This window comes from Sphingobium chungangianum (genome assembly GCF_977014255.1).
In genome coordinates, this window is sequence record NZ_CDRNIV010000002.1 from 428,536 (window position 1) to 440,176 (window position 11,641).

Annotated in this window: 9 protein-coding genes and 1 pseudogene; 2 read left to right on the top strand and 8 right to left on the bottom strand. The window is 59.8% G+C overall.

Annotation, left to right across the window (positions count from 1 at the left end; translation table 11 throughout):
• The first annotated feature begins 193 nt into the window (after positions 1–193).
• Positions 194–964 (top strand): annotated as a pseudogene (locus ACWNC0_RS02100) (IS30 family transposase).
• 156 nt (positions 965–1,120) lie between these two features.
• On the opposite strand, the gene ACWNC0_RS02105 reads toward ACWNC0_RS02100, so the two are convergent.
• The 8 genes from ACWNC0_RS02105 to ACWNC0_RS02140 all read right to left on the bottom strand — a co-directional run bounded on the left by ACWNC0_RS02105 (position 1,121) and on the right by ACWNC0_RS02140 (position 10,666).
• Positions 1,121–3,460 (bottom strand): TonB-dependent receptor, encoded by a 2,340-nt coding sequence (locus ACWNC0_RS02105; protein WP_449469267.1) that lies wholly within the window; start codon positions 3,458–3,460, stop codon positions 1,121–1,123.
• 106 nt (positions 3,461–3,566) lie between these two features.
• Positions 3,567–4,700, bottom strand: a complete 1,134-nt coding sequence (locus ACWNC0_RS02110; protein WP_449469269.1) for a helix-turn-helix transcriptional regulator — start codon at positions 4,698–4,700, stop codon at positions 3,567–3,569.
• A 98-nt stretch (positions 4,701–4,798) separates the two neighbouring features.
• The gene (locus ACWNC0_RS02115; RefSeq protein ID WP_449469271.1) at positions 4,799–5,518 is read right to left on the bottom strand and encodes an SDR family NAD(P)-dependent oxidoreductase; all 720 of its coding nucleotides are present in this window, start codon (positions 5,516–5,518) and stop codon (positions 4,799–4,801) included.
• Between the two features lie 14 nt (positions 5,519–5,532).
• Positions 5,533–7,662, bottom strand: coding sequence for an FAD-dependent oxidoreductase (locus tag ACWNC0_RS02120; RefSeq protein ID WP_449469272.1), 2,130 nt, complete (start codon positions 7,660–7,662; stop codon positions 5,533–5,535).
• A 93-nt stretch (positions 7,663–7,755) separates the two neighbouring features.
• On the bottom strand, positions 7,756–8,283 hold the full coding sequence (locus tag ACWNC0_RS02125; RefSeq protein WP_449469274.1) for a nuclear transport factor 2 family protein: 528 nt from the start codon (positions 8,281–8,283) through the stop codon (positions 7,756–7,758).
• 2 nt (positions 8,284–8,285) lie between these two features.
• Positions 8,286–9,065: an SDR family NAD(P)-dependent oxidoreductase gene (locus ACWNC0_RS02130; protein WP_449469275.1), complete on the bottom strand. Its 780-nt coding sequence runs from the start codon at positions 9,063–9,065 to the stop codon at positions 8,286–8,288.
• A gap of 15 nt (positions 9,066–9,080) precedes the next feature.
• Positions 9,081–10,148 (bottom strand): Rieske 2Fe-2S domain-containing protein, encoded by a 1,068-nt coding sequence (locus ACWNC0_RS02135; protein ID WP_449469277.1) that lies wholly within the window; start codon positions 10,146–10,148, stop codon positions 9,081–9,083.
• Positions 10,149–10,219: 71 nt separating this feature from the next.
• Positions 10,220–10,666, bottom strand: a complete 447-nt coding sequence (locus tag ACWNC0_RS02140) for a nuclear transport factor 2 family protein (protein WP_449469279.1) — start codon at positions 10,664–10,666, stop codon at positions 10,220–10,222.
• Positions 10,667–10,780: 114 nt separating this feature from the next.
• On the opposite strand from ACWNC0_RS02140, the gene ACWNC0_RS02145 reads away from it, so the two are divergent.
• Positions 10,781–11,638 carry an SDR family NAD(P)-dependent oxidoreductase gene (locus ACWNC0_RS02145; protein ID WP_449469281.1) on the top strand — a complete coding sequence of 286 codons (858 nt, stop codon included), beginning with the start codon at positions 10,781–10,783 and terminating at the stop codon, positions 11,636–11,638.
• Positions 11,639–11,641: the final 3 nt, after the last annotated feature.

Here is an 11,641-nt window from a genome sequence, read left to right on the forward strand (position 1 = left end):
CAGCAGGGTCTGCGCTGCGCTAAGCCGAGGGCTCCACGCAGCCCCTGCTGTCATTAATGGTGTCATTTCTATCCGGGACAGATAGTGTCTTTTCTAACCGGTCCGAACATTTCGTATAAGCAGTGGATTCTAATTCGAAGTGCGAAATCCTAGGATTTATAGGGATTTGATCCCCTTTCCAGGACGGCACGCAGTGAACGGCTATCAGCATCTGAGTTTGGACGAGCGGCGGGACATTTATCGATTGGTCGACGGTCTGTGCGGCAGGTCGTGGACGCGCTGCGGCGCCATCCATCGACGATTTATCGCAGACAGATTGCGGGTTACTTGCGGGCGTCATCAGGGCAACCGGGACGCGGTGTGCCACCTGGCGGTTGCCCGCCGTTCGCGCCGACAACGCTACGCTACGCTCGTAAGCCACGCGGTCTCCATATTACTGTGGTCAACACGATCGGCGCACGACCGCCGGAAATTGCGGATCGCAGCAAATTCGGACATTGGGAAGGCCATCTTCTGATTTTTAGGAGAGAGTATGGCAAAGCCAATCTCACCTCGCTGGTCGAACGCCGCAGCCGCTTCACTTTCCTCGCGCACAATCCGAGCCGGCATTCCGCTGGGGTCATGGCCGGCATCGATCGGCGTTTGCGGGGCATCCCCCCTGCCCTCCGGCGCAGCATCACCTTCGATCGGGGCACGGAATTTGCCGCTTTTGCGACACTGCTAAACAGGCTCGGCTTCACCAGCTATTTCTGCCTGCCGTCCACGCCCTGGCAGAAAGGTGGCGTGGAAAATTGCAATGGACGGATATGGCGCTTCCTGTCCTCCAACACATTGCGCTGCTGTCGGACAAGGAAATCCACAAGCCGTCGCTGATCGCCTCAACAGCACAGCCCTCAAGTGCCTGGGCTATCGCACCCCGCACAAGGTCGTGAGAGAACAGATCGCCCTCCTCAAGACCGGATGAAATGCTATGCATCACCCCGGGTGTCGCACTTCAAATCGAAACCGCCGGAAGGGATAGCCATTTTCTGACGAGGAAGGCGATATACCCGTCCGTCGCAATAAGACATGGCGTGTGTGTGTCGACAATAACGAAGCAGCCGACACACACACTTGAAGTTCAGAACGCGATACCGACGTCGATCCCGTATGTGCGCGGAGCCTGGAAGGTGCCGAGTACCCACGTATCGAAGATCGGAAACAGAAACTCTGGCTTATCCGAATTGTTGAGATTTTTGCCCCAGAGGGAAATCTTGCCCTTAGCGTTGCCTACCGGGATTTCGGCAAAGGTGAACCGTGCGCCTATTTCCCAAGTTGCCCTTATCACCAACTGGTCGTCGAGCACGGGATCACCAGCGCCGATACAACCGTCCGTCGCCGATTGCGTGGCGCCGACCGGGCACTGCAACCGGAAATGATCGCCCTTATACTGGCCATCAATGCGGAAGCTCATCTTGGTGCCACCTGGAAATTCGGGGAACTCATATTGCGCAGCGACATAGCCGGTGCGCCGGGGTTGATATGTACGCACCGGGGTAGCTGCCGGATTAGCCGTTTGTGGCTTTGCATTGACGTCCGTAAAGCCATAGGTGCCGGTCAAAGTAAGGCCGTCGACCGGCAGGATCGTGGCTTCAATTTCGTAGCCCCGCGCTCTTTCGCTACCGGCATTCAGCAGGATGTTGCCACCCTGATTGGGATCAAAGCCCGTCACCTGGAGGCCTTTTCGATCCGCCTGGAATAAAGCGACGTTAAGCCGGATGCGCCGATCGAGAAATTCAGACTTCACGCCCGCTTCGTAGGATTTAATGGTTTCCGGCTGGAATTCCGCGCCATGGAAGATACCCCCCGAAACGAAACCGGTGGCAAATTTCGCATAGACGTTGCTGCTCTGGGCAAACTGATATTTCAATGATGCGTCATAATCGAAGCGATCCTGCTTGGCGTTGAAGCTACCGCGCGGAACCGTGGGGGTCCGATCCGCATCAATCAGATCATTCTCTGTGCGATCATCTTTAGAATAGCGGATGCCGCCGCCCAGTTCGAGCGCATCGGTCAACCTGAGATTGGCATGGGCATAAGCCGCGTAAGATTTGTTGAGCACCTTAAGCAGGTCGCCACCCGCAAGATAGCTGCCGGGATTGTCGATGGGGATCGGGACGCCCGGCTGGCTGATCTGTCCGAAGATGGTCGGGCTGTTGAGGTAGGCCTTTTCGCGATAATAAAATAGGCCACCCACAAAATCCAAACTGCCGGTCTGACCAAGGAGTTGCAGTTCGTGGGACGACTGCCGCTGCTTTGCATAGCGCTCGGCTGCAAGCGCCTGAAAATACCCACCGGTCCCGCCATAAGGGTCCACCAGCGAATTTCCGTCGAGATCAGACGATGAGTTCAGCGTAAACCCGCGCAGTCCGCCAATATATTTGACGCTCAAGGAATCGCTAAGCTCATAAACAGCCGTAAGGCTGTGGCCCCAGGTTTTCTGGGTAGCTGGAGAAAGGCCATCGATCGGAATGCGGTCGAGCCGCGTCAGGCTCTCCACCATCGTGCCGCCAAGTGCAGGCTGGTTCGGGAAGTTGGTGATGCCGCTAAATGCGTCGCCGCTGTGCAGCAATTGCATGGCGTCGAGCGTGGTTACCATATCGGTATAGCTGAAGCGATAATCGAGCGTCAGGCCATCGATCCCGGCATAGCGGATTGCTGCGAAAAACGACTCGGTGTTGTTCGCGCCAAAGCTCTTCGCACTGGTCGACGGCCCGAACGGTTCCGGATAAAGGAATGTACGCTGCGGGGCGGAATTCTTTACATAACCGTCATTTTCGTCATGGACATATGTGAACCGCGCCGAAAGACCAGCCCATTCAGGCGTGTTGACCGTTATCCGCCCGCGATGGCGATGGTAGTTTCCTAGCGTTCCTTCGGCCTCGACACCGAATTTACCGGTCGGGCTGGCCGTCACAAATGCGATTGCGCCGCCGGTAGAGTTGCGGCCAAAGAGTGTGCCCTGTGGACCGCGCAGGACTTCGAGATGTTCAAGATCGGCCAGATCGAAGGCGGAGTTGCCGGGTCGGCCAAGATAAACGCCATCTACATAGAGCGCGACGCCGGAATCGACCTGGAAGTTGATAGAACCGGACGAAACGCCGCGAATATTGAACTGCGGCGCGCTGGGCGAGCCTGCCTGCTTCTGGATATTGACGTTTGGCGCGGTCTTGCCGACGTCCTGGAAGCTCTTGATCTGATAATCCGCAATTTGAAGCGCACCGAGAGCTGTTACGGCTGTTGGGACATTTTGCAGGTTTTCAGAACGCTTCCGCGCAGTAACCACGATGTCCTGAAGACCCACGCCCTGCGTCGCTTGGGCGGGTGCTGCTGGTGAAGAATCCTGCGCATTTGCCTGTGACGCTACCAGAGCAAGCATCAATGCCGAACCAGCAAGATAATGATATTTTCCGTAAGCCATCTTCGGTATCCCCTCGGTTCTGTCCGCTTTGGCGCGGATCCTGTGGGGTTGAGCATCGCCCTGCTAAGCGCGTTGCAATACCTTCAAATCAATTAGGTTGGATAATTTAGCGGCGAACGACGGCGAGTTCGGGCAGACTGGTGTGGATGAGATGCACAAGCTGTGATTGGCGGCTCGCGCCCGTCTTGGCAAAGATAGAGCGGAGATGCGCGCGCACGGTGTTTTCGGCAATGCCCAGCCGATGCGCGGTCTCGATCACCGACACGCCGTTTGCAAGCGAAGCCGCGATCGACGCCTCTGTCGGGGTAAAGGCGAACAATTCCCTCAGGGCATCGCTGGTCACGACGCACTGACGTTCCGGATCGCCCAGGAAAAGCGCGATGGCCGGCGTTGTGCCGCCATGCATGAAATTAGGAATAGTGATTGACCGAATGACGATTCCGATGTCCCGGTGGCCCGATGGACGTTCGACCAGGAATACTGAAGGAGATGATCCTGGCGCGACGTTCACCGCATCCTTGAGTTGCTGGCGAAATTCGCGGTCACGGCTGGAATTGGCGATCGCCAGACGCTGCCCCACGATGCTTATCCCATCCCCATCGGCCAGGATGGATGCGGCAAGTTCGTTCATCTTGAGAACATTCAGATTATGATCGAGCATCACGGTGCCGACAGCGAACTGTTCGATGGCGCCGGTCATCACTGCCTGCTCCGAACGGGACACCTCCAGTCGGCGATAGAGTTCGACCGCCTGCCGCAGATGGGGCACGATTTCTTCTATACGGCCGCGCTCTTCAGTATCGAAAGGCGCGCCATGAGGCGCCCTCGTCAGCCGAAGTCGGGCTTCCAGGCCATTGCTTATGCGCAGATCCACGCCAAGAACGTGCGAACCGTCGATGCCTTCCAGCCACCCTTTATAATAGGCTGAATTTTTGAGTTTCGCCTCGGCCACATATTCATATAACGCCACGACCTTGCCTTCGGGCAGGCCGACAAAGGGGTCGATCTGCATAAAGCGGTCAAGATATTCCTGAATCGCAGGCGGTGGTGCGGTGGGCGTTATCATTGTGCCCAAACCATCCATATTGGGCGGCGTGAGGATCAGCGTTGCCCATTTTGCGTTCACATGATCGCGAAGCAGCAGCAGAAAGTCTCGCCATGGATCTTCGCTGACCAGCGAAGCATTGAGTGCCAGGATCATACGCGAAAAGCAGGCGACCTCATTCGCGTGTGCGACCATCCTATTATCTCCTTCGCGCTCCTTTACCGGATGCGTCTGATGGAGAGCGTAGTCGGTTGCGCGAGGCTTGCCAATCGTCACCATGTCTTTGGCAAGCATCATGCCTCAGCGATCATATACCCGCCGCTCGCCACCAGACATTCCCCCGTCACAAACCGCGCAGCCGCACTGGCGAGGAACAGGGTCGGCCCTGCTATGTCGTCTGGTGTTCCCCAGCGGCCAAGCGCCATCCGCTGCGCCGTGCCGGGACCATAGACAGGATCATCGGCGTAGCGCTCCGTCATCGGCGTGCGAACCGGACCGGGCGCCACGGCGTTGATCCGCACGCCCTTTGCCCCCCACCCTTGCGCCAGCGATTTGGTCAGTAGCAGAAGGCCAGCCTTGGCCGCGCTATATCCGGGGAACATGGAGTTGCCAAAGATCGCCATCATCGAGGCGATCGTCACGACCGCGCCGCCGCCGTCGTGCCGACTTTGCACCAGCAGCGGCAGGCAGGCGATCGTCAACGCATGGACGCCTTTCAGATTGGCGTCGATGGCTGCGTCGAAATCCTCCGGGACGGACGTACCGCCCGCATTGTTAATGAGGATGTCCAACGCCCCCAAACCCGCTACCAAGGCGTCGATGCTAAGCCGGTCGCCAAGACGAAGGGGGCAATAGGTGGCACCCGGCGGAATGTCTTCATAATCCGCTTCTGTCGGCCGTGTACCCGTGACGATAACATGTGCACCCGCAGCGATGAAGGCAGCAGCGATGCCCGCGCCGATCCCGCTGGTCCCGCCGGTGACGAGCACGTGCCGTCCGGTAAAGTCGAACATCGCCATTCCTTTCTTCAAATATCAATCACGGCGTCGGCCGCATCCTGCATCGCACCTTCGATATAGCCTACACCATTGGCGTCGCCGATGCTGCGCACACTGAATCCGGCCGCTTTCAGTTGGTCGGCCAAACGAGGGTCGCCTTGCGCGCCCTTGGCGACGATCACCTGGTCGGCAGCCATCGTTCTCACTTGTCCGAAGCTGTTGCGGTAGCTGACGTTCTTATCGCCAATCGCAATGTCCCCGGCGTTCGGCAGGAGCGTGACGCCCAGATGATGAAGTTCATCAAGCACCCGCCAGCGGCGCACGACCTGAAGACCCGCACCCATCTTGGCCGCTTCGTCGATCACGACGACCTTTCGACCGCGCTTGGCAAGGAATTCGGCCAGTTCCAGCCCAACCAGTTCGCCGCCGATAATCACCACGCGTTCGCCAAAGGGCATGAAATAGGTGCTGGCAGCGCGGATGAAACCGGGCCGCCCCGTCAGGCCAGTGACACGACCTGCACGCATCATCAGCCGCGTCTTGGCGTCGACCTTGCGCGCCAGCTTGCCCAGATCCTGTCCCAGCATCAGGCTGCGCATTTCGTCGCCGCTGAACACATTGTCGCGATCCGCGCCGGGAATGGGGGGCAGCGCACGTCGCGCGCCGGTGGCGACGACGACTTCGTCGGGGGCCAGGGTAGTGAGCAGTTCGGGCGTCGCCTTCGTGCTCAGTTGCACGGTGATATTCGGCTCGCCTTTCACTTCCCGTTTCAGCCAATCGACAATGCCCTGGTTCGGGGCATAGGCGATCGATGCGAAGCGGGCGGTCCCACCTAAGGAGTCTGTTGCCTCCAGCAGCGTGACCCGATGGCCCCGCTTTGCCAGCCGTCGCGCCGCCTCCATCCCGGCGGGACCACCGCCGATCACGGCAATATGGTGAGCGGCGGTGGCAGGAACGAGCGCGCGCTCACGCTCAAAGCCTGTTTCGGGATTGACCGCGCATTTCACCGGACGACTGAAAAATATCTGGCTGATGCAGGTGTAGCAGTAGACGCAGGGGCGAATCTGATCGGCCTTCCCCGCGGCCAGCTTGGCCGGCAAATGAGGGTCGGCCAACAGCTTACGGCCCATCGTCACGAAATCCAGCTTGCCATCAGCGATGAAGCGGTCGGCATCTTCCGGCTCGATCCGGCCGGGACAGATGATCGGTATAGTCACATGTGCCTTGATCCGCGCTGCCGCCTCGACAAACCCGTTGCGCGTGTCGGTTGCATGTCCGGTCGAATAGGTAAGGCCCCGACCCGGATGGCCATCGGCCGATATGTGGATGGCGTCGGCTCCTGCCTCCTGCGCCAGCCGGGCGGTGGCGGCCGCGTCCTCCACTGTGATGCCGCCGTCGATCAGGAAATGCTGGCTGTCCAGGCGCGGCCATATCGGCATGTCGGGGCCGACGGCGGCGCGCACGCCGCGAATGATATCGCATAGCAAGCGCGAGCGGTTCTCGATCGAGCCGCCATAATCGTCGCCGCGCTGGTTGATCAATGGATTAAGGAAAGATGAGATCAGGTAACCGTGACCGGCATGAAGTTCGACCGCATCGACGCCTGCGCGCTGGGCGCGTTGCGCGGCGCTGGCGAACATCTGGACCAGTTGCTCGATATCCTGCACGGTCATGACGCGGTAGTTGGGCGCACCCATGGCAGCAAATGGCGCGGTAAAGATGGCCAGTTCATCCTCCAGGAATCCCTCCATCATGTCGCCATCGCTCTTACCGACCGCCGGGATCGAAGGCGTCCAGATCGGTCGTCCAGCCAGCATGTCATTCATCGCGACCAGACCAGCGTGCTGAAGCTGCATCGCGAGTTTCGCGCCATGAGCGTGGACCGCGTCGGCCAGCGCCCGCACGCCCGGCACATGGCGCTCATGCGAAATCGCCTCGTTGCGCCAGTTGCCGGAGCCTTCGGGATAGCCGATCGATACCGATCCCATCATGATCAGCGCCGCGCCGCCCTTTGCGCGTTCCTCATAATAAGCGCGCAGCCGTTCGCCGGTGATCCCGTCCTCGTCCGCAAGGTTGGACCCCATCGGCGTCATGAATATCCGATTGCGCAAGTCCATCGCGCCGATACGTCCCGGTGCGAGCAGATGGCTATAGGCCATGTGGCGATCCTCCTTCACCCTGCTCGGATGGCAGGTGCTAAACATCCTGATTGGTGGTTACGCATCAGGCGCGCATCATCAATTTGTAGGGGATCAGCGCCGTTCCAGCATGGTTATGAGCCTGTCCTTCATCGGATCGACCCATTCCGCCTTAAGCGTGGGGCTGAGCAGACCGGCATCCTCCAGCTCATCGCACAGGCGCATCTGGTGGGCGATGTCGAACAGATCATATTGCGATGAAAATTTACCGCCGCCCCCATAGGTGATCAGCGATACGCCATGGGTCTCGTAAAACCCTCCGTCCGCTCGTCGGCCGGGGCCGCGATTGACCCAGTGACTGATGATCCGATCATCCGCGATCGCCCAGTCCAATATGGGGAAGGTCCAGCCCTCCCACCCTGAGCCGACATCCATGTCGCGGCCATAATGGGTCCGTCTTATCGCCTCCCGCCCGTCCGCACGAACGGGCATCGCGCCACCATAGGGACAGATATAGACGCAATCCTCATGGTAGAGTTCGTCGGCGATCCATGACCAGTCGTTACGCGCCTCCGCTTCGACAAAGGCGTCGCGCAGGCGGGTGATGGCGGCCTCGACCTCTTGTTGGGGATAGGATGCCATGCCTAGATGCCGTAGCCACCCGATACGTTGATCTGCTGCCCGGTAACATAGGCGGCGCGGTTGGATGCAAGGAACACCGCCGCCTCACCGATCTCTTCCGGCTGGCCCCAGCGCTTGAGGGCAAGACCCTTTTGCACTTCCGCCACCCATTCGGGACCGAACACGCCCTGTTTCGTCAGTTCCAGGAACATACCGGCCTCAATCACGCCGACGAGCACGCTGTTCGCACGGATGCCGTGCCGTCCCTCTTCCCGCGCAATGCCGCGGACGAGCGATTCATTGCTCGCCTTGGGCGCGACAGACAAACCGTCTTTCTCCGGCCAGCGCATCTGCCCCGCCGATCCCAGCGTGACGAACGATCCGCCGCCCTGTTCGCGAAAATGCGGCAAGGCAGCCTGCACGGCATTGAAGAAGCCATGGACCTCTATGTCGATCGCGCGACGCCATTGTTCGTGGGTGGTATCGCCCAGCATGACCTGATCGACCAGTGGCCCGGCGCCCCAGACCACGGTGTGGATGCGTCCGTGCGCCGCGACCGCCGCTGCGAATGCCGCCTCGACCTGTTCACGATCGCGCACATCGGCACGATGCGTTGATGCCTTCTGCCCCTCGCTCTCAATTGCGCTGGCCAGCGTTGCGGCGGCATCTGCCTTCGAATGATAGCCGATCGCCACGTCCGTTCCGGCTTCCGCGAAACATTGCGCCACACTGCGACCGATCCCGCCGCTGCCGCCGAACACCAAAGCTGCTCCTGCGGGAAATTGTACCTTGCCCATCATCATCCTCTCGATATTTTTTCAGGCCGCCACGCTGCTGCCGCGCGTGTCATATGTCGTGATCTTGCCGTCCACCCGGTCCTGAAATTCACTGGCGCGGGCGCGCGGGTTGTAAAATTGTCGATACCAGATGCGCACCTTGCCAAACGGCCCGTCCGCCGGAATTTGGAGTGGGTTGAAACAGGGACGCTTGTTGGCCCAGATTTCAAAATCCTGTGCGAGCGCCAGCCGTCCCGCCTCGGCATAACCATATGCGATCGCGATGTCGTCCTGCGTTGGCGGCGTGTTGGCAGCCTTCGACATCAGTGCATGCCACACCATGACCACGCCATCCTCAACTGGCGTATGGCAGATCAGCATCAGCGAGGGATACGCCCCGGTCAGTCGCGCCTGAAGGATTGCAGGCCCGGTATACCATGTGTCGGTTTCCAGCACTGCATCGCTGCTGACCAGCGTACGATGGCCCGCGCCGAACGTCTGGTGAAGGATCGGCCCGTTAAAGGCGTTTTCGAAATAGGCGCAGTCGGTCGATCCGTGGACCGGAACCATGTGCGCGGCGTCCGCCATATTGTCGAGTATCTCCTGCGGATGGCAGGGGATGATGCCCAGATGATCGACCTGCCAGCGCACCCAGCTTGGATCGTCCCATTCCGCAAAGGGGGGCAATTCGATATCCGGCTCCTGGCCTTCTGGGTCGTGCCAGTACCAGATGATGCCCGCGCGCTCGATGATCCGGTGGGTCGGCAGGCAGGCAGCTTTGGGGACGAACTTTGAATAGGGGATGTCGTCGCACGCACCATCCGGGCCAAAACGCCATCCATGATAAGGGCAGCGGATCGATTCGCCCTCCACCTGCTGTCCATCGCGCACGATGTAGGAGGTCGTGTTCTTGGCCAGGTGCGCGCCAAGATGAGGACAATAGGCGTCGACCATGTGCGCCGTACCACTTTCGCCGCGATACAGGACGAAGTCCCGGCCGAAATAGTGGATCGTGCTTGGGGTTGCCGAGACTTCGCTCCCTTCGGCGACCATGAACCAGCCGCGGGGGAATGTATATTCGCCCAACCCATAGTCTGCGGTTTGTGCCATCTTCGCTCTCCAATCCGACTTTTGACCGCTATTTGAGACCTTCGATCCGGCCGCCGATACCTCGAAATAGACTAGGCGGTGCGTGCGCCGCCCGTTTCGCTCCACCCTGCATTCTCACCGAGCACCTTCGACACGACCTGAGGGTTCACATATTCGCGCCAGCGCGTGATCCGGCCTTCGGCGAAATCAAGAATGCTGACATATCGGTTGGAATAGGGTTCGCCCGTCGGAATATAGCGGCTGTGCGAGCTATATTCGGCAATCAGCCGATCCTCGGCGGCCAGATCGTGGATGACCTCAATGCGATAGGCGTAGGGATCAAAATCGCGCCAGCTCGCTTCCAACGCATCGCGAAACCAGCGCGCGCCACGGTGTTCGAGCGGAAAGCCCGCCATAACGGGAAAGGGCCATTCGAGCTGTATGTCGTCGGCAAGGCAGGATTCGAACGTATCGAAATCCTTGATACCAAGCGCCGTCAGCATCCGAACGAACAAATCACGATTGGCGGTACTGGTCATCGATCCTCTCCTTTTGCCTGGCGCTAACCGATTTTCGAAAGTCGCGATTACTTGATTTGGGGGGAGGACCGGGACGCGGCGTAAGATAATGACGGGCGAGATAGGAGAGCGACAATGACCAGTAATAAAATCGTGGTCGTCACAGGCGCGAGCCGAGGCGCGGGCAAGGGGATCGCGATCGCACTGGGGGGCACGGGCGCTAAGGTCTATGTCACCGGTCGTTCGCTGAGCGACAAGGGGCTGCCGCTCCCCGGCACGATCGGCGCCACCGCGCGCGCCGTAGATGAAGCGGGCGGACGGGGTGTCGCGGTCGCACTCGATCATCGCGATGATGCGGCGGTCGAAGCCTTTTTTTCGCGCGTCGCGGATGAGGCGGGCCATATCGACATTCTCGTCCACAGCGCCACCGCGCTTTCCGACGATCTGGTGAAGCCGGGGCCTTTCTGGGAGAAGTCCGGCGATCTGGCCGATATTCTAGATGTCGGACTGCGTTCCGCCTATATCGCGACACGCGCGGCCGCTCCGTTGCTGCTAAAGGCGCAGGCCGGGCTGGTCGTCGCGGTCTCGTCACCGGGCGCGCATTGCTACATGCATGGTCCGGGCTATGGCGCGCAAAAGGCGGGCCTCGACAAGATGATGTTCGACATGGCGCACGACTTCCGCCCGTTCGGCGTCGCCACATTGTCGATCTGGCCGGGACCGATGCGGACCGAACGGCTGGAACTGGGGCGAAAAGAACGGCCCGAAGTCTATGGCCAGATGTATGACGCCGCCGAAACGCCCCAATTGCAAGGGCTGGTGATCGATGCGGTTGCGCGTGATCGGGACCGGATGGCGCTATCGGGCAAGGCCTTTTACACCGCGGATCTCGCCATGCGTTATGGCCTTACCGATATCGATGGCCGTGAACCCGCCTCCTTCGCAGCGATGCTTGGCGAGCCACGTCCCTTCCATCCGGCCGTCATCGAATAGCGC

Bases quoted from the DNA above. Each gene is read 5' to 3' on its own strand.
- ACWNC0_RS02125 (WP_449469274.1), bottom strand. From the start codon at position 8,283: ATGGCATCCTATCCCCAACAAGAGGTCGAGGCCGCCATCACCCGCCTG.
- ACWNC0_RS02110 (WP_449469269.1), bottom strand. From the start codon at position 4,700: ATGGTCGCACACGCGAATGAGGTCGCCTGCTTTTCGCGTATGATCCTG.
- ACWNC0_RS02105 (WP_449469267.1), bottom strand. From the start codon at position 3,460: ATGGCTTACGGAAAATATCATTATCTTGCTGGTTCGGCATTGATGCTT.
- ACWNC0_RS02140 (WP_449469279.1), bottom strand. From the start codon at position 10,666: ATGACCAGTACCGCCAATCGTGATTTGTTCGTTCGGATGCTGACGGCG.
- ACWNC0_RS02135 (WP_449469277.1), bottom strand. From the start codon at position 10,148: ATGGCACAAACCGCAGACTATGGGTTGGGCGAATATACATTCCCCCGC.
- ACWNC0_RS02115 (WP_449469271.1), bottom strand. From the start codon at position 5,518: ATGTTCGACTTTACCGGACGGCACGTGCTCGTCACCGGCGGGACCAGC.
- ACWNC0_RS02145 (WP_449469281.1), top strand. From the start codon at position 10,781: ATGACCAGTAATAAAATCGTGGTCGTCACAGGCGCGAGCCGAGGCGCG.
- ACWNC0_RS02130 (WP_449469275.1), bottom strand. From the start codon at position 9,065: ATGATGATGGGCAAGGTACAATTTCCCGCAGGAGCAGCTTTGGTGTTC.
- ACWNC0_RS02120 (WP_449469272.1), bottom strand. From the start codon at position 7,662: ATGGCCTATAGCCATCTGCTCGCACCGGGACGTATCGGCGCGATGGAC.